The organism is Microbacterium sp. B35-30 (assembly GCF_010634855.1).
Taxonomy (GTDB): domain Bacteria; phylum Actinomycetota; class Actinomycetes; order Actinomycetales; family Microbacteriaceae; genus Microbacterium.
In genome coordinates this window covers 37,096-62,459 of the sequence record NZ_MWLQ01000032.1, presented here as the reverse complement: position 1 = coordinate 62,459, position 25,364 = coordinate 37,096, and the positions used below count along the sequence as shown (strand labels likewise).

Below are 25,364 nucleotides of genomic sequence, written 5' to 3'. Positions count from 1 at the left end.
GATCGGCGTCGGCGCCGCGCCCTTCATGGCCATGCTGCAGACGCTGGCCTACCCGTTGGTGTGGGTGATCGGCGATTCCCGGCGGCGGGGGATCGGCGGGTCCGCCGTCATCGCCGGCAGCGTGTTCGTGGGCGTGATCATCGGCAACGGCGCCGATGCCGACTCGGTGCTCGCCGGCGCGACGACCGCTGTCTTCTCGCTGGCGTTCGCGATCGCCATCGGCCTGTGGATCGCCCGCATCGCCGAGTACGGCGAGGAACGCGAGCGACTGCTCTCGGAGCTCACCGCCGCGCAGGGCCAGGTGGAGGCGCTCAGCCGCGAGCGCGGCGCCTCGGCTGAGCGCGAACGACTGGCCCGCGACATCCACGACACCCTCGCACAGACGCTCGCCGGCCTCGTGATCTTCGCGGAACGCGCCGGCCGGCAGTCGCGCGAGGGACAGGCGGATGCCGCCGCCGCGACGATCGCGACGGTCGAGCAGGTCGCCCGCGACGCTCTGGCGGAGTCCCGGGCGCTCGTCGCCCGCACGGCCGCGGTGCCCCGCGAGCCGGCCTTCGCCGCTGCGGTCGAGCGACTCGTGGAGCGCTTCCGCGCGCAGGGCCGCGCCGCGATCGAGCTCGACACCGCCGACGCGGCGGGCGAGCTCGATCGCGAGACGCAGGTCGTGCTCCTGCGCTGCCTGCAGGAGGCGCTGTCGAACGCCGCGAAGCATGCTGCGGCCGACCGGGTGCAGGTGCGTGTGCGCGTAGACGCCGCGGGCGGCGCGGCCCTCGAGGTCGCCGACGACGGCCGCGGGTTCGAGCCGGCCTCGCCCGGCGCGGGGTTCGGGCTCGACGGCATGCGGGAGCGCGTCGCGCTGGCCGGCGGCACCTTCGAGGTCGACTCGACGGCGGGGCGGGGCACGTCGCTGCGCGTGCATCTCCCCACGGCACGGCAGGATGCCGTGGACGATGTCTCAGGAGGCGCTCCATGATCCGGCTGCTCATCGCCGACGACCACCCGGTGGTGCGAGCCGGTCTGTCTGGCCTGCTCTCGGACGAGCCCGGCTTCGAGGTCGTGGCCGAGGCATCCGACGGTGAGGAAGCCGTGCGGCTCGCCGCGGAGACGCGTCCCGACGTCGTCCTGATGGACCTGCGCATGCCCCACGTCGACGGCGTCGCGGCGACCGCGCGGATCGCCGGGGGAGAGGCGGGCGACCCTGCGCCGCGCGTCCTGATCCTCACGACGTACGAATCCGACGACCAGATCCTCGCGGCCATCGAAGCGGGCGCGTCGGGGTATCTGCTGAAGGCCGCGCCGCAGGCCGAGATCGTGGCCGGCATCCGCTCGGTGGCGGCCGGCCAGTCCGCGCTCTCGCCGCAGGTCGCGGTGCGCCTGGTCGAACGGATGCGGCGGCCGGAGCCGGCTGCGGTGCTCACGGCGCGGGAGCTCGACGTGCTGCGGCTCGTCGCGACCGGGCAGAGCAACAAGCAGATCGCCGTGACGCTCGGCATCGGCGAGTCCACGGTCAAGACGCACCTGCTGAAGGTCTTCGAGAAGCTCGGCGTCGCCGACCGCACGCGCGCCGTGACGCTCGCGATGGAGCGCGGGCTCCTCGGGTAGCGGAGGGACGCCTCCGGGACGGACGACGGATGCCTCGGACCGGGCGGTCCGAGGCATCCATCGTCTTCAGTAGTCGTCGTCGATCAGGCAGCGCGAGCGCTTCCTGCGGCGGGGTTCAGCTGAACTGGTTCATCGTGTTGTGCTGGCCGCCGGCCTTGAGGGCCGCGTCGCCGGCGAAGTACTCCTTGTGGTTGTCGCCGATGTCGCTTCCCGCCATGTTCTGGTGCTTGACCGTGGCGATGCCCTCGCGGATCTCGCGACGCTGCACACCCTTCACGTAGGCGAGCATGCCCTCGTCGCCGAAGTAGCCCTTGGCGAGGTCATCGGTCGACAGCGCCGCCGTGTGGTACGTCGGGAGCGTGATGAGGTGGTGGAAAATGCCGGCGCGGGCGGAACCCTCGCGCTGGAACGTGCGGATCTTCTCGTCGGCCAGCCGCGCGAGCTCGGTGTCGTCGTAGTCGACGTTCATCAGGTCGCCGCGGTCGTAGGCCGAGACATCCTCGCCCTGCTCTGCGAGCAGGTCGTAGGCCTGCTGGCGGAAGCTGAGCGTCCAGTTGAACGACGGGCTGTTGTTGTAGACGAGCTTCGCGTTCGGGATCTCGTTGCGGATCGCGTCGACCATGCCGGCGATCTGCTCCACGTGCGGCTTCTCGGTCTCGATCCACAGCAGATCGGCACCGTTGCGCAGCGATGTGATGCAGTCGAGCACGACGCGCTCCTCACCGGTCCCGGAGCGGAACTGGTACAGGTTGCTGGCGAGGCGCTTCGGGCGCAGCAGCCTGCCGTCGCGCTTGATCACGACGTCGCCGTTGCCCAGATCGCCCTCCGAGATCTCTTCGACGTCGAGGAAGGAGTTGTACTGGTCGCCGAGGTCGCCCGGCTGCTGGGTGACCGCGAGCTTCTGGGTGAGGCCGGCGCCGAGCGAGTCGGTGCGGGCGACGATGATGCCATTCTCGATGCCGAGCTCGAGGAACGCATACCGGACCGCGTTGAGCTTCGCGATGAAGTCCTCGTGCGGGACGGTCACCTTGCCGTCCTGATGGCCGCACTGCTTCTCGTCCGACACCTGGTTCTCGATCTGGATGGCGCACGCACCCGCCTCGATCATCTTCTTCGCGAGGAGGTAGGTGGCCTCGGGATTGCCGAAGCCTGCATCGATGTCGGCGATGATCGGCACCACGTGGGTCTCGTAGTTGTCGATCTGCGACTGGATGAACTCCACCGCGGTCTCGTCGCCGGCAGCACGTGCCCCGTCGAGCTGGGTGAAGAGCAGGTCGAGCTCGCGGGCGTCGGCCTGGCGCAGGAAGGTGTAGAGCTCCTCGATCAGCGCCGGCACGGAGGTCTTCTCGTGCATCGACTGGTCGGGGAGGGGGCCGAACTCCGAGCGGAGCGCGGCGACCATCCAGCCCGACAGGTAGAGGTAGCGCTTGTTCGTGCTCTTGAGGTGCTTCTTGATCGAGATGAGCTTCTGCTGCCCGATGAAGCCGTGCCACACCCCGAGGGACTGGGTGTACACCGATGAGTCTGCGTCGTACTCCGCCATGTCGCGGCGCATGATGTCGGCGGTGTACTGGGCGATCTCGAGTCCCGTCCGGAAGCGGTTCTGCGCCCGCATGCGGGCGGCGGACTCGGGATCGATGGCGTCCCAGCTGGAGCCGTGCTGCTCCTTGAGCGCCTGGATGGCTTCGATGTCGTCTTCGTACGCGGTCATGGTTTTTCCTTTGCGTTAGGGGTGTTCGTGTCCCGAAAAGCGGTCATCGTGTCCCGATTTCCACCGGTCGAGCGGTCATATGCGGTGGAAATCGGGACACGGATGACGCGTCAGTCGGTCTCGACCAGGAAGCGCGAGTAGGCCGGCAAGGTCAGGAACGCCGGAAAGTCCTGGCCGAGGGCGACATCACGGAAGATCTCCGCCGCGTCGTCGAAGCGGTCGCCGCTGGTCCCTGAGCCTGTCGAAGGGCGCTGGACCTCGCCCAGCACCTGGGAGATCAGGCCCTCGACGTACTCGCGGGTGATCGCGGTGCCGTCGTCGGTGGTGCGGTCCTGGTGGATCCACTGCCACACCTGGGAGCGCGAGATCTCGGCCGTCGCGGCATCCTCCATGAGGTTGTCGATCGCCACTGCGCCCAGGCCCCGCAGCCAGGCCTCGAGGTAGCGGATCGCCACCGACACGTTCGCGTGCACGCCCGCCGCCGTGACCGGACGCCCGATGTGCACGTCGATCAGGTCGGCCGCGCTCACACGGACCTCGGGACGCTGACGGTCGAGCTGGTTCGGGCGATCGCCCAGCACCGCGTCGAACTCGGCCCGCGCGACCGGGATCAGGTCGGGGTGGGCCACCCACGTGCCGTCGAAGCCGTCGCCGGCCTCGCGCTTCTTGTCGGCGGCGACCTTCTCGAACGCCGTCGCCGTCACCTCGGGGTCGCGCCGGTTCGGGATGAAGGCGCTCATGCCGCCGATCGCAAACGCTGCGCGCTTGTGGCACGTCTGCACGAGCAGCTCGGTGTACGAGCGCATGAACGGCACGGTCATCGTGACCTCGCTGCGGTCGGGCAGCACGAAGCGCGCACCGCGGCCGCGGTAGTTCTTGATGATCGAGAAGATGTAGTCCCAGCGGCCGGCGTTCAGGCCCGCGCAGTGGTCGCGCAGCTCGAAGAGGATCTCCTCCATCTCGAACGCCGCCGGCAGAGTCTCGATCAGCACGGTCGCCCGGATGGTGCCGTGCGGGATCCCGATGTACTTCTCACTGAAGGTGAAGACGTCGTCCCACAGCTTCGCCTCTTCGCTCGACTCGAGCTTGGCGATGTAGAAGTAGGGCCCGCGGCCGTTCGCGATCAGTCGCTCGGCGTTGTGGAAGAAGTACAGCCCGAAGTCCACGAGCGACCCCGACGCGGCCATCGTGCGGCCGGTGCGGTCGGTGAAGCGGATGTGCTGCTCGGGGAGGTGCCAGCCGCGCGGCCGCATGACGATGGTGGGGGTCTCGGTGGCCGTGACCTCGTAGCGCTTGCCTTCGGCGCTGGTGAACGAGAGCTCGCCGCGGATCGCGTCGCGCAGGCTCAGCTGGCCTTCGATGACGTTCTTCCAGGTGGGGCTGGTGGCGTCCTCCTGGTCGGCGAGCCACACCTTGGCGCCGGAGTTGAGAGCGTTGATCGTCATCTTCGGGTCGGTCGGGCCCGTGATCTCGACGCGGCGGTCCTCGAGTCCGGGACCTGCGCCCGCGACCGTCCACTCGGCATCCTCGCGGATGTGCCGGGTGTCGTCGCGGAACTGCGGGTCGTGCCCGTTGCCGATCTCGAAGCGGCGTCGCATGCGGTCGGCGAGGCGGTCGTGCCGACGGGCGCCGAAGCGCTGGTGCAGCTCGGTGAGGAACGCGATGGCCTCGGGGGTGAGGACCTCGTCGTACCTGGGCTGCATGCGGCCGGCGATCTCGATCGACGGCTCGTGGGTCTGGGTGGGGATGGGGCCGGTGCGCGTACGCATCGGGGTGGCGGTTGCAGGTGTCATGTCCCTGTCCTGTCTGTGCGGTCCCGGTCGTTGAGCGAGCTTGCGAGTCGAAACGTGTTCGGTGGGTGCGAGGTGTTTCGTCTCGGTCGCTGGCGCTCCCTCGCTCAACGACCGGGGAAGCGACGTGTGTAGTTCTCGGAGGGATGCCGCACCCGGCGTGTGGGCCGGGTGGAGGCATCCCGTGATCCGCGTTCTGGATCAACCGTCGGTATGTCGTGTCCCCCACTCTGCGGTGAAGTTCGGGGGTTGAACCGGCGATTCAGCATGTGAAGTTTTCCGGTATTTCTGCTTTCGTGACAGAATCGGCCCATGACGACGACGTTCACACCCGAGCTGCGCGGTGAAGTCCCCGACGATGAAGAGGTGGATCCACTCACCATCGGCCGCCGCATCCGGCAGCTGCGCACCGACCGCGGTATGACGCTCGAAGAGCTCGCCGCCGCGGTCGAGCGCGCGCCCAGCCAGCTGTCGATGATCGAGAACGGCCGGCGCGAGCCGAAGCTCACGCTGCTCCAGTCGATCGCGCGGGCACTCGGCTCGTCCATCGAGGCGATCCTCGAGTCCGAACCGCTCGACGAGCGCGCGACGCTCGAGATCTCGCTCGAGCGGGCGATGCGGGGTCAGACATTCCAGGCGCTCGGCATCCCGCCGTTCCGCATCGGCAAGACGGTGCCGACCGAGGCGCTGAAGGCGATGCTGGCGTTGCAGGGCGAGATCGAGCGCCTTCGCGACGAGCGGGCCGCCACCCCGGAGGAGGCCCGCCGTGCGAACGTGGCGCTGCGCAGGCTCATGCGCACGCAGAACAACTACTTCGCCGAGCTGGAGCAGCAGGCGCGGGGGATCCTCCACGCCGTCGACCACCCGGGCGGTCCGCTGACGCAGCGCACGGCATCCGACATCGCCGCCCATCTGGGCTTCACGCTGCATTACGTGCCCGACCTGCCGCAGACGACCCGGTCGGTGGCCGACATCAAGAACGGGCGCCTGTACCTGTCGAGCCGCCTCACGACCAAGGGCGACCCGCGCACGGCCGTGCTGCAGGCCCTGTCGAGCCGCATCCTCGGACACCGCGAGCCCACCTCGTACGCCGACTTCCTGCGCCAGCGCGTGGAGACGAACTATCTGACGGGTGCCCTCCTGATCCCCGAGGCGCACGCGGTGCCGTTCCTGCAGGAGGCGAAGAAGGACCGCTCGATCTCGATCGAGGATCTCCGCGACGCCTACTCGGTGTCGTACGAGACCGCCGCGCACCGCTTCACGAACCTCGCGACCGTGCACCTGGGCCTGCCGGTGCACTTCCTCAAGGTGCACGAGTCGGGCGTCATCACGAAGGTGTACGAGAACGACGACGTCAACTTCCCGACCGACCGCCTGGGCGCGATCGAGGGGCAGATGTGCTGCCGCAAGTGGACCTCGCGCGTCGTCTTCGACGTCGACGACCACTTCAACCCGTACTACCAGTACACCGACACCGGCAACGGCACGTACTGGTGCACCGCGCGCGTCGAGCTGTCGAGCGAAGGCGCGCACTCGGTGAGCGTCGGCGTGCGGTTCGACGACACGAAGTGGTTCCTCGGCCGCGACACTCCCAACCGCGGCGTCTCGACCCACTCGGTGGAGGCGTGCTGCCGCCGCGCGCCGGCCGAGCTCGAGGCCGCCTGGCGCGAGCAGTCGTGGCCCAACGTGCGCACCCCGCGCACCCTCCTCGCGACCCTGCCGACCGGGTCGTTCCCCGGCGTGGACACGACCGACGTCTACGAGTTCCTCGAGGCGCACGCTCCGCGCTGAGACCGGTCCGGGCGCGGCGCAGCGGCATCCCGTGAGAAGCGCATGAGAGACCGGATGCCGGGGGTTCAGCCAATACCTGACGCGTGTTAGGTTTTGCGCACCGACGGTTCCGTCCGACGGAGCCGCTTTCGACGAGGAGAGCGCGATGAAGCGATGGGTGAGCACGGTGGCTGCGGCCGGACTGGTGGTCGCGGGACTGGCGGTCGGCGGATCGGCCCAGGCTGTCGGCGGTCATGGCAACGGCGGCGGCAGACCCGGCAACGAGACGCTGCAACGGTGGGCGGAAGACACCTGGGCATCTCTCGCCGCCATGACGGACCGTGCCACGGGGTTGCCCTCCGACAACGTCACGGGCGATCTGCAGACCGTTGGCGCCTACACGTCTCCCACCAACATCGGCGGCTACCTCTGGTCGGCCGTGACGGCGCGCGACCTCGGCATCATCGGCGCCGACGAGGCGCGCGACCGCATCGCGACGACTCTCGACACCCTCGAGACGCTGGAGCGAAACGACGCCAGCGGCATGTACTACAACTGGTACGACCCGGCAACGGGCGCCAAGCTCACCACGTGGCCGGACTCCGGCGATCCGGTGCACCCGTTCCTCAGCACCGTCGACAACGGCTGGCTCGCCTCGGCGCTGCGCATCGTGCGCGAGGCGGAGCCCTCGCTCGCGGCCCAGGCGGACGCGCTGTACCGGACGATGGACTTCTCGGCGTTCTTCAACCCCGAGGGCGCGCCCGCGCTGCCGGCCGGCACCAACCGCGGCGGGTTCTGGGAGGTGCCGCCCCCGGACTGCAGCGTCGCGGCGCCGATGTACAACGGCTCCGGCGAGACGGCGTACTACACCTGCCACCACTACGACACGACGGTGAGCGAGAGCCGCATCGCGACGTACCTCGGCATCGCCAACGGACAGATCCCGCCGACCGCGCTCTACGGCACGCACCGCACGATGCCGCCGGGCTGCGACTGGGACTGGCAGGAGCAGCTGCCCACGGGTGAGTACCGCACATACGACGGCTTCCAGGTGTGGGAGGGCGTGTATTCCTACGCCGGCATGTCGTTCGTGCCGGCCTGGGGCGGCAGCATGTTCGAGGCGCTCATGCCCGACCTGCTCGTGCCCGAGACGACCTGGGGTCCGCGCTCGTGGCGCCTCAACCACCCCATCACGGTTGCGGTACAGGAATACCACGGCCTGGAGGACGCGGGCTACGGCTATTGGGGCTTCTCGCCTGCGAGCAACCCGTTCGGCGGCTACTCCGAATACGGCGTGGACATCACCGGCATGCGCTCCGACGGGTACTTCTCGGATGTCGAGCACACCGACATCGACGTCGACCACCCCGGCTGCAGCACCGGCACGAACCCCGATCCGGAGTACGGCGACGGCGTCGTCACGCCGCACGCGGCGTTCCTCGCGCTGCCGTACGACCGGGAAGGGGCCATCGACAACCTCAGCCGGATCGAGACCGACCTCGGCGCGTACGGCCCCGGCGGCTTCTACGACGCCGTCGCGACGGGCACCGGCACGATCGCCGAGCGATACCTGTCGCTCGACCAGGCCATGGTCATGGCGGCGATCGGCAACGCCCTCACCGGGGATACGCTGAAGGACTACTTCGTGGATCGTGACATGGAGCGGCTCCTGCGGCCCGCGATGCGCCAGCAGGACTTCGGGTCGACGTGGTGAGCGGACGCCCGCGGCAGCGATGAGTGACCCGCCGGTGTGTGGCGCCGGCGCGGACGGGAGGCAATGGTGACCGCGGACGAGCAGGTCGACAAGGCGGCGCCGCGCGGCCCGCGCGGCAGCTATGCCAAGGGGCAGGCACGCCGGCAGGCCATCGTCGACGAGGCGCTGGCGGTGTTCTCCCGCACCGGGTTCCACAGCGGATCCCTGCGCGAGATCGCCAAGCGGGTAGGGCTCACGCCTGCCGGGCTGATGCACCACTTCGCCGACAAGGAGGAGCTGTTCGCCGAGGTGCTGCGCCAGCGCGACGAGAAGGTGCGTGCCGCCGCGGGCGACCCCGCCGAGCACACGCTCCTCCAGCAGGCCGAACGGGTGGTGGCGTACAACAAGACCACGCGCGGGCTCACCTCGCTGTACGCCATCGTGTCGGCCGAGGCCACCGACTCGGAGCATCCTTCGCACGAGCAATTCGCCGACCGGTATCGCTCAACGGCTCAGCGCGCGAGGGATCTCCTGCGCGCGGGCCAGGAGGCCGGCGAGGTGCGCGACGACGTCGACCCTGCCCTGGCGGCACGCCTGATCAGCGCCGTCATGGACGGCATCCAGCTGCAGTGGCTGCTCGACGAGTCCGTCGACATGGTGCCGCTCTTCGAGGAGTTCGTGCGCGGCTACCTCGTCCCACGCGACTGACGGTGCGGCCGGTCTGTACGCACCGCCGCAGGTGTTCGCAACTCAGGCAGCCGTAGGGCGCGGCGTCTCGGCCCCCGCAGCCGGGTGGCATCCTGCCTGAGCTGCGAACACCCGACCGCGCATCCCCGGGAGCGGGCTCGCGGGTCAGGCGGGCAGTCCGTTCGCGCGCGCCACCCGACCGAGCCACGCGAGGCTCGCCTTCGGCCGGCGCTCGAATGTCTCGGGGTCCCAGCCGATCAGCCCGAACGTCGGTCGGAAGCTGCCCCACTCATAGTTGTCGAGGGCGCTCCAGTGCAGATACCCCTGAACGTCGATGCCCTCGGCGATGCACTCCCGCACCGCCTCGAGCGCCCCGGTGGTGTAGTCGATGCGGCGGGCGTCGTCAGCCGTGGCGATGCCGTTCTCGGTGATGTACACCGGGGCTTTCGCCCGGGCCCAGGCGTTGCGGATGCCGTCGCCGACCGCCGGGGGGAAGTACTCCCACCCGGTGAGGGTGCGCTCCGCGTCGTCGGGGATCGGGAGCGGGCCGCCCTGCCCGATCTTCGTGCGCGTGTACGCCTGCACGCCGATCCAGTCGTCGCCCTCCGCGGCGTCGAGAAAGACGTCCTCGCGCGACCGGCCGTAGTCCGCCGCGACCTGCTCGGCGCCGGGCTCCGGCTGATAGGCCTGGGTCGCGACGGACCAGCCCGCCCGTGCACCCGCCGACCGGACGAGCTCGAGCGCGCCCCGATGCGCGGCGATCAGCCGGTCCGTCACGTCCGGAACGCCGGGCGGCAGGCCGATCGACGGGAAGCCCACCTCCGGGTCGGCCAGCACCGAGACCATGTTCGGCTCGTTGATGGTGCAGACGAGCTCGACGTCCTCGAGCACGGGAAGGGCGGCCTCGACATAGCGCCGGAACGCATCGACCGAAGCATCCGTCAGCCATCCGCCCTCCCGGGCGAGCCAGGCCGGATTGGTGAAGTGATGGAGGGTGATCACCGGCTCGAGGCCGAGGTCGCGTGCCGTCGCCACCATGCGGCGGTAGTGGTCGATCGCCGCGCGTGAGACCCAGCCCTTCTCCGGCTCGATCCGCGCCCACTCGATGCTGAAGCGGTAGGCGGCCAGGCCCGCGTCGGCGAGCAGCGCCATGTCCTCGGGGTAGCGGTGGTAGCTGTCGGCCGCGTCGCCCGACGGCGCCTCGACCGGTGGCCCCGGGAGGTGCCCCCACTCCCGCTGCCACCAGTCCGAGTTGACGTTGCCGCCCTCGATCTGGTGCGCCGCGGTCGACGCACCCCACAGGAACCCTTCGGGGAACTCCATCGTGTCGATGATCCTTTCTTTTCGAGACGACGGATGCCGCGGCATCCGTCAGCTCACTTGATGCCGGTGAGCGAGATGCCCTGCACGAAGTAGCGCTGCAGCGCGACGAACACGATCAGCACGGGCACGACGACCACGACGGCGCCCGCCATCATGAGGCCGTAGCGTGCGGCGTTCTGCCCCACCGAGTACAGCGCGAGCGCCACCGGGAGGGTGTACATGTCCTCGGTGGTGGCGACGACGAGCGGCCAGAGGAAGTTGTTCCAGCTCGCGAGGAACGTGAGGATCGTCAGCGTCGCGATCGCCGGCCCGCACAGCGGCATGATGACGCGCAGGAAGATGCGCCATTCGCTCGCCCCGTCGATGCGCGCCGCCTCGATCAGCTCATCGGGGAGCCCGAGCATGAACTGCCGCATGAGGAACACGCCGAGCGGGGTGATGAGGAACGGCAGGATGAGTCCGGGATACGAATTGACCAGACCAAGGTTCGCCGTGAGGACGAACAGCGGGACGAAGGTGACCACGCCCGGAACCATCAGCGTCGACAGCACGAGCGCGAACAGCAGCTTCTTGCCGCGGAACTCCAGCTTGGCCAGCGCGTAGCCCACCATCGAGCAGAAGACGATGTTGCCGAGCGTGACGAAGACGGCGACGACGACGCTGTTGAAGAAGAACGTCGCGAAGTCGAGGCGCGCGAACAGCGTCACGAAGTTGTCGAGCGTGGGCTCCTTGGGCCAGAAGTCCGTCGGGTACTGGCGGATCTCGGCATCGGTCTTGAACGCGCCGAGGATCATCCAGATGAACGGCATGATCATCGCCACGAGGCCGAGGCCGAGGACGATGTACAGCCACCAGCGGGTGCGCCCCTCGAGGCGGCGCCGGCGGCGTGCTGGCCTCGTCGGCTCGGAGTCGGGCGCCGCCACGGGCACGGGTGCGACCGCGGTCATGTCAGTCCCTCCTTCCGAGCAGGCGGAATTGGACCAGCGAGAGCAGCACGATCGCGAGGAACAGCACGTAGCTCGCGGCGGCTGCGTACGAGTAGTTGCCGAAGCCGAACTGCTGGTACGTGTACATCGCGGTAGACAGCGTCGCGTCGAGCGGTCCGCCGCGGGTCATGACGAACGGCTCCTCGAAGAACTGCAGGAACCCGATGCCGGTGATGACCGCCGCGAACAGCAGCGCCGGACGCATCTCGGGGATCGTGATGCTCCAGAAGCGCTGCCAGGCGTTCGCGCCGTCGACCATCGCCGCCTCGTGGTGCTCGCGCGGCACGCCCTGCAGGGCGGCCAGGAAGATCACCATCAGCGTGCCGATGTTGCGCCAGACCGCCATCATGATGAGCGACGGCAGCGCCCAGGTGGTCGACTGCAGCCAATCCGGACCCTGGATGCCGAACCAGGCGAGGAAGCCGTTCAGAAGGCCGTCCGGCTGGAGGATGAAGCGCCACACGATCGCGATCGCCACGATGCTGGTGACGACCGGCGTGTAGAAGCCCACCCGGAACACGGTGCGGAACTTGCGGATGCCCTTGTCGAGTGCCAGGGCGACGACCAGCGCCAGAGCGATGGTCAGCGGCACCGCCACGATCACGAAGGTCAGCGTGTTGCCCAGGGACCGCAGGAACCGCGGGTCCTGGAAGAGTCGCACGTAGTTGTCGAACCCGACGAGGTCGACCTGGAACGGCGTCTGCAGGTCGCGCGTCGTCATGTCGGTGAAGCTCATGCCGAGCGACGCGATGATCGGCCCCGCCATGAAGACGAGGAACAGCACGACGAACGGGGCGGCGAACAGCCACGCCGTGAGCGTCATGCGCCGGGCGCGCCGTGACGCCCCCGAAGGGGGAGCGCCACGGCGGGTGGCCGGCGGAGCGAGAGTGGCCACGCGCGGACCTACTCTCCGGTGCCGATCGACGACGCCTGCTGCTGGATCGCCGCCACGGCGTCGGCGGGTGTGGTCTCACCGCGTGTCGCCTTCTCGAGCTCCTGGTCGATCACGGCCGACACCTGCGCCCAGGTCGCGATCGCCGGCGGTGCCTTCGAGTCCTGCAGCTGCTCGCCGAACACACTAAGGTACGGGTCTTCGGCGAACGTCGCGTCGTCCCAGGCCGACTGGACGCTCGGGAGGTCGGTCGAGATGTCGTACCACTCGATCTGCGTCTCGGGCTCGCTCAGCCACCGGACGAACTTCCACGACGCATCGCGGTTGTCGGTCTCTTCGAACACCGCGAGGTTGCCGCCGCCGGTGAAGCTGGTACGGCTGTCGGCGCCCGGCACCATGGCGACCCCGAACTTGTCGGCGAACTCCTCGCCGCCCTGGTCGAGCAGCAGACTGACGTGGAACGGGCCGCTGTAGAAGGCGCCGACCTCGCCGTTGATGAAGGCCTGCTCGATCTCGCCGCCCTCGAGGCGACGCGGTTCGGCGATCCCCTCTTCGAAGAAGCTGGTGTAGAAGGCGAAGGCCTCCTCCCATTCCGGACTGTCGAGGGTGAACTCGGTGCCGTCGTCGTTGAGGATGTCGCCGCCCTGCTGCCAGGCCAGCGGCGTCACGTACTGCCACGAGTCGAATCCGCCCGGGGGCAGCGAGACGCCCCACTGGGCGCCGGCCGTCTGCAGGGCCTTCGTGAACTCCTTGTACTCGTCCCACGTCGTCGGCGGCTCGACACCCGCCTGCTCGGCGAAGTCGGTGCGGTAGTAGAGCACGCGCGTGTCGACGTACCACGGCACGCCGTAGGCGACGTCGTCGACGACGGCGGTGTCCCACGAGCCCTCGAAGAACGACGACTCGTCCACCAGTCCGTCGGGCGTCGGCTCGAAGGCGCCGGTCGCGGCGAACTCGCCGACCCAGGTGGTGCCCAGCATCGTGATGTCGGGGGTCTCGCCGCCGGCGATCGCGGTCGCGATGCGGTCGTGGGCGCTCTCCCACGGCACGGCCGTCACCTCGATCGTGACATCCGGGTTCTCCTCCTCGAACCGGGCGGCGAGCTCGTCGAGGACTTCGCCCTCGTTGCCCATCGCCCAGACCTCGACGGTGCCCGAAGCAGGGGAGTCGTCGATCGCCTCGCCGCCCCCGCCGTCTCCTCCGCCACCACCGTCGTCCGTGCGCCCGCAGCCTGCGAGCACCAATGCGCCCACGAGCGCGGTCGCTCCGACCGCCGCCCATCGTGAGGTCCTGCGTACTGATCGTGTCATCGGTCCTGACGCCTCCATCGGTCGTCGCCGCATCCGCGCGGCGTCCTTGCCTCCGCTGTGTCGGCGCACGCGGCGCCGCCCTCTGACGATAGCGCTAATACCTGACACATGAAAGGTATTAGGGATGAGAATCGCCTCATCAGGCAGGATGCCTCCGCCCGGCGCGCCGACGAACCGCCTGGCGCGGCAGGCACCGAGGTGCTAGCAGCGGCGCCCCGACGACCCGCCCGCAGCCGGGGGAGACCGCCAAAGCCTGTTCTGAGCGACGGATGTGGGGCGCCGCGCGGCGGCGCGCGCGCGTCAGTGGCGGCCGGCGACGACGTCTGCGACGTGGGCGGGCCAGGCGGTGCGCGCAGACGACCCAGCTGCCTCGAACCGGTCGGCCATCCGGTATGCGGTGTAGATCGCGTTGACGGCGGTCCAGCGCAGGGGCTCGATCTCCCAGCGCTTCGCTCGATGCCCGACCCACGGCAGCCGGGTGAGTTCGGTGTCGCGCTCGAGCACCAGGTCGGCGAGCGTGCGGCCGGCGAGGTTCGTCGCCGTCACGCCGGTGCCGACATAGCCGCCCGCCCAGCCGAGGCCGCTGGCTCGGTCGTGGACGACGGTCGCGGCCCAGTCGCGCGGCACTCCGAGCACCCCGGCCCAGGCGTGGGCGATCGGGAGGGAGGCGGCATCCGGGAAGAAAGCGCCCGCGGCCTGAGGAAAGAAAGCACCCGCGGCCTGAGGGAAGAAGCCGTGCAGCAGCGCCGCGAGCGACCGGATGGTGCGCTCCTGCGTCGCTCCGTCGGTGTCGACGCGCGAGCCGTAGCGGTACGGCACGCCCCGCCCGCCGAAGGCGATGCGGTCGTCGGCGGTGCGCTGCGCGTACATGTAGACGTGTGCGAAGTCGCCGAGGGTCTCGCGGCCGTTCCAGCCGACGGCCGCCCAGAACGCGGGCGGCAGCGGCTCGGTGACGATCATCGACGAGTTCATGGGCAGCCAGGTGCGATGCTCGCCGCGGAGGTCGGCCGTGAAGCCCTCGGTCGCCCGCAGCACGTGGGCCGCCCGGACCGTGCCCCGGTCGGTGACCGCCCTGCCCGCCGAGATCTCGCGCACCTGCGTCTGCTCGTAGATCGGCACGCCGAGCCGCTCGACCGCTTCGGCGAGCCCGCGCACGAGCTTGCCCGGGTGAACGCGCGCGCAATGCGGGTGCCAGGTGGCGCCGAGCGCGCCGGCGATGCGGATACGGGATGCCGCGGCCGCGGCATCCATCACCTCCACATCGGTATGGGGCCACGACTGCTCGGCTGCCGCGCTCGCCCGAAGCCGCGCGAGCTGTGCGGGCGTGCGGGCGACGCCGAATTCGCCGCCCTTGACGATGTCAGCGTCGATGCCCTCGCGGGCGGCGACGGCGATGACCTCGTCGACCGTCTCGTTGAGGGCGCGCTGCTGGGCGATCGCGGCGTCGCGACCATGGGTCTCGGCGTAGCGCTCACGCCCGCCGGTCACGGTGTTCGTGAGCCATCCGCCGTTGCGACCGGATGCCCCGAACCCGGCGAACCGCTGCTCGAGCACGACCACCCGCAGGGACGGCTGGGCGCGCTTGAGGTAGTACGCGGTCCAGAGGCCGGTGTAGCCGGCGCCCACGATCGCGACGTCGGCGTCGAGGGCGTCGGGCAGCGGTGGTCTCGACGCCGGCAGGCCGCCGAGGCTCCGCCACCACCACGACACGTCACCATTGCGCACGGGGCTCAGAGGCATGCGCCCATCCTCGCGCGTCCCGCCCGTGCGGCGTCCCGATGATCTGTCGCGAGTATCGGTCGGACCGCGACAGGCTGCCCCGATGTCCAGGACGAGTTCGCGCGATCTCGACGCGGAGCGAGAGCCGGCGACGACTCGAGCAGGGTCAGGCGTCGAGGGCGCGCAGGGCCGCCCACAGCTCGGCGCGGGTCGCGAACGACGAGAGGTCGCGGCCGAGCACCCGTTCGATGAGCGCGAGACGGGTGCGGACGGTGTGGCGGTGCACGCCGAGGGACTGAGCGGATGCCTCGTGCGAGCAGTCCGCGTCGAGCCAGACCTGCAGCGTCTGGACGAGGTGGGTCCCCTGTGCGGCGTCGTGGTCGTGCAGCGGCGCCAGCTCGGCGCGCGCGAGCGCCCGTGCGTCGTCGGTGAGGGCCGACAGCACGCCGCCGCGCGAGACCTCGGCGAATGCCGTGACGGCACCGACGCCGCGGTCGCGGGCGACGCGCGCCTGCCCGAGTGCGGCGGCGAAGGCGTCGTAGGCCGCGGGGTCCGACATCCCGATCCGGACGTCGAAGCGGTCGACGAGGTCGTGGAGGCTCGAGGGGTCGTCCGCCGGCACCACCAGCACGAGCCCGTCGTCCCCGCGCCCGAAGAACAGCGCACCGCGCTTCTCGTCGGCCCAGAGCTCGAGCAGCTCGGCGATGCCGTCGACACGGGCGGCTGCGGCATCCGTCACCGCCACGATGACCGGCGCGGCCGGAAGCGGCCCCCACAGCTCGCGCGACGTGCGCCGGGCGAGCCCCGGGTCGCCGCTGAGGAGCGACTGCACCAGGCCTGCGCGCAGCGCGCTGCGGGCACGGCCGAGGCCCTGCTGCTGCTCGAGGGCGAGGCCCGCCATCGCGATGACGGCGGTGACCACGACGCGCCCCTCCTGGTCGAGGTCGCCCGCGGCGATCGCGATCACGCCGCGGAGATGCCCGCCACGGCCCAGCGTCTGCAGCGTGAAGGGCGTCTCGCCGATGTGCAGCGACGACCCCGCCCGGGCTCCGCGATGCAGCACGCCGGTCACCTCCCGCTGCAGTGCGGCGGCCGTGTCGGCGTCGAGCGCGCCGGCGGGGTGCTCGCGCGCCAGTTCGCCGGCGGCGTCGAACATGCCCACCCACGTGTCGAGCTGCTTGGCGAGCTCGGCCACAGTCGCACCGAGGCCGTCGGGGCGGAGTGCCGCCAGCGCGATGGCGCGCTGCGCGGCGAGCGCCCAGCTGCGGCGGGCGTACGCCTCGGCGGCGATCGCCTCGGCATTGGCGCGGGCCACCGCGATGAACGGCGTGCGGTACGGCACCTCGAACAGCGGCATCTGCTCGTCCCGGCACGCGTCGACGAGGGCGGGCGGGATGCCGGCGCGCACCACCTCGGTGCCGAACCCGAGGCCGACCACGCCGCGGGCCGCGAGGCGGCCGACGTACGCGCGGTAGACGTCGGGCGCGTCGTCCCCGTGCGGGAACTGCGTGCCCGTGGTCAGCAGCACGAGCCCCTCCGAGAGGAACGGCGTCGGGTCGGCGAGATCCGAGCTGTGCACCCAGCGGATCGCCTTGTCCAGAGCGCTGTCGGGGGCGCTGGGCTCCAGGTCGTCGCCGGCAAGGGAGAGCCGCAGATCGCGCCGGGCGAGCAGGGCACGAAGAGTGGGGGCGTCGGCATCCATGATGATCCGAGTGTACGGTTCGTACAGCAAGGCGGACAGAATGTACAGCGGGGAGGGTGCGAGCGCTCCGCGGAGCGACATACGCTCCCCACCATGAGCAGCGCAGCCGACATCGTCACCGAAACGCCCCTCGGCGGTCCGACCCTTCCGCAGGAGCGTCGCCTGGTCACCAGCATCCCCGGTCCTCGCTCCCTCGAGCTGATCGACCGCAAGGCCGATGCCGTCGCCGCGGGCGTCGGCCACACGGCACCGGTGCACGCCGTCGCCGCCGGGGGCGGGGTGATCGTCGATGCCGACGGCAACTCGCTCATCGACCTCGGCTCGGGCATCGCCGTCACCACGATCGGCAACGCGCACCCGAAGGTCGTCAAGGCGGTGCAGGAGCAGGTGGCCCAGTTCACCCACACGTGCTTCATGATCGCGCCGTACGACTCGTACGTGTCGGTCGCCGAGGCCCTCAACCGCCTCACGCCGGGCGACCACGCCAAGAAGAGCGCCCTGTTCAACTCGGGAGCCGAAGCGGTGGAGAACGCCGTCAAGATCGCCCGCAAGTACACCGGCAAGCAGGCGGTCGTAGCGTTCGACCACGGCTACCACGGCCGCACCAACCTCACGATGGCGCTGACCGCGAAGGCCATGCCGTACAAGAGCGGGTTCGGGCCGTTCGCCTCAGAGATCTACCGGGCACCCCTGTCGTACCCGTACCGTGACGGGCTCACCGGCGCCGAGGCGGCGAAGAAGGCCATCTCCGTCATCGAGAAGCAGGTCGGCGCCGACAACCTCGCTGCCGTCGTCATCGAGCCCATCCAGGGCGAGGGCGGGTTCATCGTCCCCGCCGAGGGCTATCTCCCCGCCCTGGTCGACTGGTGCCGGGCCAACAACGTGGTCTTCATCGCCGACGAGATCCAGACCGGGTTCGCCCGCACCGGCCGCATGTTCGCGAGCGAGGTGTTCGGCATCGTCCCCGACCTCATCACCACCGCCAAGGGCATCGCCGGGGGCCTGCCGCTGGCGGCCGTGACCGGCCGTGCCGAGATCATGGATGCCTCCCACGCGGGGGGCCTCGGCGGCACCTACGGCGGCAACCCCATCGCCTGCGCCGCGGCGCTCGCGGCGATCGACGTGTTCGAGAATGACGGCATGCTCGAGCGGGCGCGCGAGATCGAGATGCTCCTCAAGGGACGCCTGCAGCAGCTGCAGGCCGCCGACCCGCGCGTCGGCGACGTGCGGGGCCACGGCGCGATGATCGCCGCAGAATTCGTCGACCCCGCGACGGGTGAGCCGGATGCCGCGCTCACCGCCGCGGTCGCGAAGGCGTCCATCGCACAGGGCGTCATCGTGCTCACCTGCGGCACCTATGGGAACGTGATCCGTTTCCTGCCGCCGCTGTCGATCACCGACGACCTGCTCCACGAGGGCCTGGATGTCGTCGCGGCAGCGCTCGCCGACAGCTGATTCCGATGCCGCGGCCGGTGCAGATCCGCCGGCCGCGGCATCCTTCCCCGCCCCGCTCTGGCACGATGTCCCGATTTCTCGCCCTCATGTCCCGGTTTCGCCCGAAACAGGGCCTCAGAGCGGTGGATTTCGGGACACGGATGCTGCACACCCCCGCTCTTGCGCTCACCCCGGCGCAGAACCTGACGAAGGAGCCCCAATGACCGAGCTGACCCGTGACGTCGTGATCGTCGGCGCCGGCGCCGCCGGCACCACCGCCGCCAACGAGCTGAAGAAGGCCGGCCTCTCCGTCGTCGTCCTCGAGGCGCGCGACCGCGTCGGGGGGCGCCTCTGGACCGACGTCATCGACGGCGCCATGCTCGAGGTCGGCGGGCAGTGGGTCTCGCCCGACCAGGACGCACTCAAGGAGACCCTCGCCGAACTGGGCCTCGAGACCTACAGCCGCTACCGCGAGGGTGACTCCGTCTACATCGGCCGCGACGGCGAGCTCCAGCGGTTCACGGGCGAGATCTTCCCGGTCGCGCCCGAGACCGAGAAGGAGATCGTGCGGCTCATCGACGTGCTCGACGGGCTCGTCGCGCAGGTCGACCCCGACAAGCCGTGGGAGCACCCGGATGCCGAGGCCCTGGACCGCATCTCGTTCGAGGCGTGGCTCGAGGAGCAGACCGACGACCAGGAGGCGCGCGACAACATCGCCCTCTTCATCGCCGGGGCCATGCTCACCAAGCCCGCGTACGCGTTCTCCGCGCTGCAGGCACTGCTCATGGCGGCCAGCGCCGGCAGCTTCTCGCACCTCGTCGACGCCGACTTCATCCTCGACGAGCGCGTCGTCGGCGGCCTGCAGCAGGTCCCGCTGCTCCTCGCCGAGCGCCTGGGCGAGGACGTCATCCTCGGCCAGCCGGTCACCGAGGTGCACTGGTCCGACGACGGGGTCCGGGTCGTCACCGACAACGGCCTCGCGGTGCGTGCGCGCTTCGTCATCCTGGCGCACGCGCCGATCCTCTATCCGTGGATCGAGTTCCAGCCCGCCCTCCCGCGTCTGAAGCAGCAGATGCACCAGCACATCTCGATGGGCTTCGTCATCAAGGTGCACGCCGTCTACGACCGCCCGTTCTGGCGCGAGCAGGGGCTGTCGGGCACAGCCTTCAGCCCGTACGAGATCTCGCACGAGGCGTATGACAACACCAACCACGGCGACGACCGTGGAACCCTCGTCGGCTTCGTCTCGGACCGCAACGCCGACGACCTGTTCCGCGTACCCGCCGAGGAGCGCAAGGAGCGCATCCTCGAGTCGCTGTCGCACTACTACGGCCCTGAGGCGAAGAACCCGCTGGTGTACTTCGAGAGCGACTGGGGCGCCGAGGAGTGGACGCGCGGCGCGTACGCCGCCAGCTTCGACCTCGGCGGTCTGGCCCGCTACGGCGCCGACCTTCGCACCCCCGTGGGCCGGATCCACTTCGCGTGCAGCGACATGGCCGGCGCCGGCTACCAGCACGTCGACGGCGCCATCCGCATGGGTCGCCTGGTCGCCGCCGACATCGTCGAAGCGGCGCGCCGATGACCGCGCGCATCGTCGTCGGCTACACCGCGACGGATGCCGGGGCCGACGCGGTCGCGCTGGGGGTGCGTCTCGCCGCCGCGACGTCGGCAGCGCTCGACGTGGTGCTCGTGCTGCCGGGGGAGGACCGCAGCGTCATCACCCCGCCGGACGCGAGCTACGACCGCTACCTCCAGGGGCAGGCCGAGACGTGGCTCGCCGAGGCGGCGGCGTCGATTCCGGATGCCGTGGCCCACAGCTCCCACGTGCGGTTCGGCGACTCGTTCGCCGAGGGCCTGATCGCCGCCGCGCACGAATTCGAGGCATCCCTCGTCGTCGTCGGCGCGGCGAACGGCGGACTCCGCGGCCGCCACCGGCTGGGGACCGTCGCCACCGAGCTGCTGCACTCCGCCGACGTCGCCGTCGCACTCGCACCCGAGGGCACACGCCGGACGCAGATCACCGGCGTCAGCCGCGTCACCGCCGCGATCGGCACACGCCCCGGCGCGAGCGCGCTGCTCGATGCCAGCGTCGCGATCGCCACGGCTACCGGCGCGCAGCTGCGGCTGCTGTCGCTCGTGTCGGTGGACCTGCCGGCCGGCGTCGACACCGGTGTGATCCGCATCGCCGGCGCCGCCCACGCCGACGACGTGCTGGGCAAGGCCCTCGACGCCCTTCCCGCCGGCCTGGACGCAGATGTGGTCGTCGCGCGCGGCGAGAGCATCGAAGACGCCGTCGCCCATCTCGCCTGGGAGCCTGGCGAGCTCGCCGTCGTCGGATCCAGCCGCCTCGCGCAGCACCGGCGCCTGTTCCTCGGCTCGACCGCGGCCAAGATGCTGCACGAGCTTCCCGTCCCGATGGTCGTGGTGCCGCGCACGTACGACAGGGAGAGCGCCCGCGCACTGTCGCGCGCCGGCGCCGAAGAAGGAGGACGCGCATGAGCACTTCCCAGCCCACTGGCGCCGTGGCGCCACCGGCATCGGGTGCGGGCGCCCGCGGACTGTCGAAGAAGGGTCTGAGCGCCGGCGCCGTCGGCGTCGTGGGTGCCGTCGTCATCGGCATCTCGACGATCGCCCCGGCCTACACGCTCACCGCCTCGCTCGGTCCGACGGTCGCGGTGGTCGGCACGCAGGTGCCCGCCATCATCCTCGTCGGCTTCATCCCGATGCTGCTGACGGCGTTCGGCTACCGCGAGCTCAACCGGGCGATGCCCGACTCCGGCACCTCCTTCACGTGGGGCGTGCGGGCCTTCGGCCCGTGGATCGGCTGGATGACGGGCTGGGGCCTCATCGCCGCCACCGTGATCGTGCTGTCCAACCTCGCCGGCATCGCTGTGGAGTTCCTGTTCCTGCTGATCTCGCAGCTCACGGGCAACCCCGACATCGCCGACCTCGCTTTCAACCCCTTCATCAACGTGGCCGTGTGCCTGCTGTTCATGCTCGGCGCGACGCTCGTCTCGTACCGCGACATGCAGACGACACAGAAGTTCCAGTACGTCCTGGTCAGCTTCCAGATCGTCGTGCTGGTGCTCTTCGCGGTCGTCGCGATCATCAAGGCGGTCGACGGTGAGGCGCCCGACCCCACCGCGTTCTCCTGGTCGTGGTTCAACCCGTTCGAGGTGCCGACGTTCAGCGCGTTCGCCGCCGGCCTGTCGCTCTCGATCTTCATCTTCTGGGGCTGGGACGTCGTCCTCACCATGAACGAGGAGACCAAGAACCCGGAGAAGACCCCCGGTCGAGCGGCGATGCTCACCGTCGTCATCGTGGTCTCGCTGTACCTCCTGCTCTCGATCGGCCTCATCATGTTCGCGGGCGTCGGCACGGGACCGCTGGGACTGGCGAACGAGGACATCTCGGCGAACGTGTTCTTCGCGCTCTCCGACCCGATCCTCGGCCCGCTGGCGTTCCTCGTGTCGCTCGCGGTGCTGTCGAGCTCGGCCGCCTCGCTGCAGTCGACGGCCGTCGGCCCGGCGCGGACGCTGCTGGCGATGGGCCACTACGGCGCACTGCCGAAGAAGTTCGCCCGGGTGAGCCCGCGGTTCTTCACCCCCGGCTACGCCACGGTGGTCTCGGCGGTCGTGGCGTCGGTGTTCTACGCCGTCATGCGCGTGGTGAGCGAGAACGTCCTCACCGACACCATCCTGTCGCTCGGCATGATGATCTGCTTCTACTACGGCCTCACCGCGTTCGCATGCGTCTGGTACTTCCGCAAGCAGTGGTTCGACTCGGTGCGCAGCTTCTTCTTCACCTTCCTGTTCCCGCTGGTGGGCGGGGCCATCCTCGCGGTGCTGTTCGTCACGACGCTCATCGACTCGATGGACCCGGCGTACGGCAGCGGATCGAGCATCTTCGGCCTCGGCCTGGTGTTCGTGCTCGGGGTGACCGTCATCCTGGTCGGCGTCGTGATCATGATCTGGCAGGCGATCAAGCGTCCGGCGTTCTTCCGCGGTGAGACACTCGGTATCGATGCCCCCGAAAGCCTTCGACGCGCCCGCCGCTGACGAGCAGACTGTCCACAATCCATCCGATCGGAGTGCAAGCATGACCGACTACGCCGTCGTCAACCCGGCCACGGGCGAGACCCTGGCCACGTATCCGACCATCACCGACGAGGCTCTCGAGACCGCGATCGCGCACGCGGATGCCGCCTACCGCACGTGGCGCGATCAGCCGGTCGCCGAGCGCGCAGCGCGCATCCGCAAGGTCGCCGACCTGCACCGTGAGCGCCGCGACGACCTCGCCGCGATCATCGTGCGCGAGATGGGCAAGCCGCTCGAGGCAGCACTCGGCGAGGTCGACTTCGCGGCCGACATCACCGAGTACTACGCCGACCACGCCGAGAAGATCACCGGCGACCAGCCGATCGACATCGACGGCGAGGGCACCGCGGTCATCCGCCGCACGCCTCTCGGCGTGCTGCTGGGCATCATGCCGTGGAACTTCCCGTACTACCAGGTCGCCCGCTTCGCGGCGCCCAACATCGTGGTGGGCAACACGATCCTCCTCAAGCACGCACCGCAGTGCCCCGAGTCGGCCGCTGCGATCGCGGCGATCTATGCCGACGCAGGGCTCGTGGGCGTGTACACGAACGTCTACGCGACGAACGACCAGGCTGCCACCGTCATCGCGGACCGCCGGGTGCAGGGCGTGTCCGTGACGGGCTCCGAGCGCGCCGGTGCGGCCGTCGCCGAGATCGCGGGGCGCAACCTCAAGAAGGTGGCGCTCGAGCTCGGCGGGTCGGACCCGTTCATCCTGCTCTCGACCGACGATCTCGACAGCGCGGTGGAGGCCGCGGTCGCCGCCCGCCTCGACAACACGGGGCAGTCGTGCAACGCGGCCAAGCGCTTCATCGTGGTCGACGGCCTGTACGACTCGTTCCTGGAGAAGTTCACGGCGGCGATGTCGGGTGCGAAGGTCGGCGACCCGTTCGCCGACGACACCGTGCTGGGTCCGCTGTCGTCGCTCACGGCCGCCGAGCGCCTGGCCGAGCAGGTCGACAAGGCGGTGTCGCAGGGCGCCACCCTCGTGACCGGCGGCACGCGCGACGGCGCGTTCTACCCCGGTACGGTCCTCGCCGACGTCACGAGCGACATGGACGCGTACCGCGAGGAGTTCTTCGGCCCCGTCGGCGTCGTCTACCGGGTCGCCGACGAGAACGCCGCCGTGGCGCTCGCCAACGACACCAGCTACGGCCTGGGGTCGTACGTCTTCACGACGGACGAGGAGCAGGCGAAGCGGGTCGCCGACAAGATCGACGCCGGCATGGTCTACGTCAACGTCGTGCTCGCCGACGAGCCGGGGCTGCCCTTCGGCGGCGTCAAGCGCTCCGGCACCGCGCGCGAGATGGGTCTGCTCGCCGCCGACGAGTTCGTCAACAAGAAGCTCATCCGCATCGGCGTCTGAGGTTCCTCGTCAGCTCGGCGCGTTTCGTCTCGCTCGCTGGCGCTCGCTCGCTCAACGACCGAATCCCGGTCGTTGAGCGAGCGAAGCGAGACGAAACGTGTCAGAGCCCCGCGCCCCGGCGAGAGCTTTGTCGGCGCCGCCTTCGCACGATGCCGCCTTCCCGGGGGTGTCGCGAGACACCCGGGCGCGCGAGGATGGAGTCATGGCAGACACACCGGATCCCGTCGTCGCCCTCTCCGATGAGCAGTGCTGGGAGCGCCTGCGCACGCAGGAGCTGGGGCGCCTCGTGACGCACGTCGGCGAGGTGCTCGACATCTTCCCCGTGAACTACGTCGTCGACGGCGAGAGCGTGCTGTTCCGCACGGCGCAAGGCAGCAAGCTGTTCGAGCTCACGGTCAACGACGAGGTGCTCTTCGAGGTCGACGACCACACCGACACCGACGCTTGGAGCGTGATCCTCCGTGGTCGCGCCCATCCGCTGGACCGCTCGGAGGAAGTCGAGCGCGCGGACGGACTGGGGCTCCGCCCCTGGATTCCGACGCTCAAGTACACGTATGTGCGCGTCGAACCGACCTCGCTGTCGGGCCGCGCGTTCGAGCGTGCGCCCGAGCCGGACCGCTACGGCGTGCAGCAGTACTGACCCCCGGACGCCCCGCCCGGGAGTGGCCTCGGTTCGCGGGTCCTGCGGGCATGCCGTACACTGGAACGTGCAGTTGAAGTCTGCATTCTTTCGCTGTGCCCGTTGTCGGGCGCGGATCCTCAAACCACGGTGAGAGGTGAAGAGTGCGGACTTCACGAGACCTCCGGGTCTCTAGGGCGGTAGCTCAATTGGCAGAGCAGCGGTCTCCAAAACCGCAGGTTGCAGGTTCGATTCCTGTCCGCCCTGCGCGTCAGCGCAACACATCCTGCGTTGATAACAAAATGTGGTCGACCCGTGTCGGCTCACGGAAGGTAATCAGGTGGCATCGATGGTTCAGGACGAGCCGAAGGGCGAGGTCGTCCCCGCTGAGGGAACGGCGGCACCCCGCGAGAAGAAGCCCAACGTCTTCGCTCGTATCGCCCTGTTCGTTCGTCAGGTCTTCGCCGAGCTCCGCAAGGTCGTCACCCCGACGCGCCAGGAGCTGCTGAAGTACACGGCGGTGGTGCTCGGCTTCGTCGTCGTCATGATGGCACTCGTCTACGGCCTGGACGTGCTGTTCGTGTGGATCACGACGTACGTCTTCGGAGTGCCCGCCTGATCCCCGAGCGCTTCGGCTTGACGCCAGGAGCCACGACACGGGCGGAC

General features: G+C 69.9%; 20 protein-coding genes and 1 tRNA gene. 13 read left to right on the top strand and 8 right to left on the bottom strand.

Translation table 11 applies throughout. From position 1 onward, the window contains the following. The coding region (locus B2K11_RS16920; protein WP_163619990.1) for a sensor histidine kinase at window positions 1–973 on the top strand (973 nt) is incomplete at its 5' end. Then, the gene (locus B2K11_RS16915; protein WP_163619989.1) at window positions 970–1,602 is read left to right on the top strand and encodes a response regulator transcription factor; all 633 of its coding nucleotides are present in this window, start codon (window positions 970–972) and stop codon (window positions 1,600–1,602) included. The genes B2K11_RS16920 and B2K11_RS16915, both read left to right, overlap by 4 nt. A 115-nt stretch (window positions 1,603–1,717) precedes the next feature. On the opposite strand, the gene B2K11_RS16910 is transcribed toward B2K11_RS16915, so the two are convergent. Both B2K11_RS16910 and aceB read right to left on the bottom strand, forming a co-directional pair. Beyond that, on the bottom strand, window positions 1,718–3,313 hold the full coding sequence (locus B2K11_RS16910) for an isocitrate lyase (protein ID WP_163619987.1): 1,596 nt from the start codon (window positions 3,311–3,313) through the stop codon (window positions 1,718–1,720). Between the two features lie 110 nt (window positions 3,314–3,423). Further along, the gene (aceB, locus tag B2K11_RS16905) at window positions 3,424–5,082 is read right to left on the bottom strand and encodes a malate synthase A (RefSeq protein WP_163620006.1); all 1,659 of its coding nucleotides are present in this window, start codon (window positions 5,080–5,082) and stop codon (window positions 3,424–3,426) included. Window positions 5,083–5,415: 333 nt separating this feature from the next. Here aceB and B2K11_RS16900 point away from each other — a divergent pair, with 333 nt between their 5' ends. The 3 genes from B2K11_RS16900 to B2K11_RS16890 all read left to right on the top strand — a co-directional run bounded on the left by B2K11_RS16900 (window position 5,416) and on the right by B2K11_RS16890 (window position 9,274). Continuing rightward, window positions 5,416–6,894, top strand: a complete 1,479-nt coding sequence (locus B2K11_RS16900; RefSeq protein ID WP_239526190.1) for a helix-turn-helix transcriptional regulator — start codon at window positions 5,416–5,418, stop codon at window positions 6,892–6,894. A 145-nt stretch (window positions 6,895–7,039) separates the two neighbouring features. Continuing rightward, the gene (locus B2K11_RS16895) at window positions 7,040–8,587 is read left to right on the top strand and encodes a glucoamylase family protein (RefSeq protein ID WP_163619985.1); all 1,548 of its coding nucleotides are present in this window, start codon (window positions 7,040–7,042) and stop codon (window positions 8,585–8,587) included. Between the two features lie 63 nt (window positions 8,588–8,650). Further along, window positions 8,651–9,274: a TetR/AcrR family transcriptional regulator gene (locus tag B2K11_RS16890; RefSeq protein WP_163619983.1), complete on the top strand. Its 624-nt coding sequence runs from the start codon at window positions 8,651–8,653 to the stop codon at window positions 9,272–9,274. A gap of 144 nt (window positions 9,275–9,418) precedes the next feature. Here the strand turns inward: B2K11_RS16890 and B2K11_RS16885 are convergent, their stop codons facing one another. From B2K11_RS16885 to B2K11_RS16860, 6 genes are all read right to left on the bottom strand, one after another. Beyond that, window positions 9,419–10,576: a family 1 glycosylhydrolase gene (locus tag B2K11_RS16885; RefSeq protein WP_204260168.1), complete on the bottom strand. Its 1,158-nt coding sequence runs from the start codon at window positions 10,574–10,576 to the stop codon at window positions 9,419–9,421. Window positions 10,577–10,629: 53 nt separating this feature from the next. Next, on the bottom strand, window positions 10,630–11,523 hold the full coding sequence (locus B2K11_RS16880) for a carbohydrate ABC transporter permease (protein WP_163619981.1): 894 nt from the start codon (window positions 11,521–11,523) through the stop codon (window positions 10,630–10,632). A 1-nt stretch (window position 11,524) separates the two neighbouring features. Beyond that, on the bottom strand, window positions 11,525–12,385 hold the full coding sequence (locus B2K11_RS16875) for a sugar ABC transporter permease (protein WP_163620000.1): 861 nt from the start codon (window positions 12,383–12,385) through the stop codon (window positions 11,525–11,527). Between the two features lie 80 nt (window positions 12,386–12,465). Continuing rightward, a complete protein-coding gene (locus B2K11_RS16870; protein ID WP_163619979.1) occupies window positions 12,466–13,764 on the bottom strand; it encodes a sugar ABC transporter substrate-binding protein in 1,299 nt (432 codons plus the stop codon). Window positions 13,765–14,064: 300 nt separating this feature from the next. After that, window positions 14,065–15,504 (bottom strand): FAD-binding oxidoreductase, encoded by a 1,440-nt coding sequence (locus B2K11_RS16865; RefSeq protein ID WP_204260167.1) that lies wholly within the window; start codon window positions 15,502–15,504, stop codon window positions 14,065–14,067. A gap of 145 nt (window positions 15,505–15,649) precedes the next feature. Beyond that, window positions 15,650–17,185, bottom strand: a complete 1,536-nt coding sequence (locus tag B2K11_RS16860; RefSeq protein WP_163619977.1) for a PucR family transcriptional regulator — start codon at window positions 17,183–17,185, stop codon at window positions 15,650–15,652. Between the two features lie 93 nt (window positions 17,186–17,278). On the opposite strand from B2K11_RS16860, the gene gabT reads away from it, so the two are divergent. From gabT to secE, 8 genes are all read left to right on the top strand, one after another. Next, the gene (gene gabT, locus B2K11_RS16855; RefSeq protein ID WP_163619975.1) at window positions 17,279–18,640 is read left to right on the top strand and encodes a 4-aminobutyrate--2-oxoglutarate transaminase; all 1,362 of its coding nucleotides are present in this window, start codon (window positions 17,279–17,281) and stop codon (window positions 18,638–18,640) included. A gap of 199 nt (window positions 18,641–18,839) precedes the next feature. Continuing rightward, window positions 18,840–20,201, top strand: coding sequence for an NAD(P)/FAD-dependent oxidoreductase (locus B2K11_RS16850; RefSeq protein ID WP_163619973.1), 1,362 nt, complete (start codon window positions 18,840–18,842; stop codon window positions 20,199–20,201). Continuing rightward, the gene (locus tag B2K11_RS16845) at window positions 20,198–21,118 is read left to right on the top strand and encodes a universal stress protein (RefSeq protein WP_163619971.1); all 921 of its coding nucleotides are present in this window, start codon (window positions 20,198–20,200) and stop codon (window positions 21,116–21,118) included. The genes B2K11_RS16850 and B2K11_RS16845 overlap by 4 nt, the downstream gene beginning before the upstream one ends. Beyond that, complete coding sequence (locus B2K11_RS16840) at window positions 21,115–22,677, top strand: APC family permease (RefSeq protein WP_163619969.1); 1,563 nt, start codon at window positions 21,115–21,117, stop codon at window positions 22,675–22,677. The genes B2K11_RS16845 and B2K11_RS16840 overlap by 4 nt, the downstream gene beginning before the upstream one ends. A 40-nt stretch (window positions 22,678–22,717) precedes the next feature. Beyond that, window positions 22,718–24,079, top strand: a complete 1,362-nt coding sequence (locus B2K11_RS16835; RefSeq protein WP_163619967.1) for an NAD-dependent succinate-semialdehyde dehydrogenase — start codon at window positions 22,718–22,720, stop codon at window positions 24,077–24,079. A 202-nt stretch (window positions 24,080–24,281) separates the two neighbouring features. Continuing rightward, on the top strand, window positions 24,282–24,719 hold the full coding sequence (locus B2K11_RS16830) for a pyridoxamine 5'-phosphate oxidase family protein (protein WP_163619965.1): 438 nt from the start codon (window positions 24,282–24,284) through the stop codon (window positions 24,717–24,719). A 173-nt stretch (window positions 24,720–24,892) separates the two neighbouring features. Beyond that, window positions 24,893–24,965, top strand: a tRNA-Trp gene (locus B2K11_RS16825). An 82-nt stretch (window positions 24,966–25,047) separates the two neighbouring features. Continuing rightward, window positions 25,048–25,317: a preprotein translocase subunit SecE gene (secE, locus tag B2K11_RS16820; protein ID WP_163619996.1), complete on the top strand. Its 270-nt coding sequence runs from the start codon at window positions 25,048–25,050 to the stop codon at window positions 25,315–25,317. Window positions 25,318–25,364: the final 47 nt, after the last annotated feature.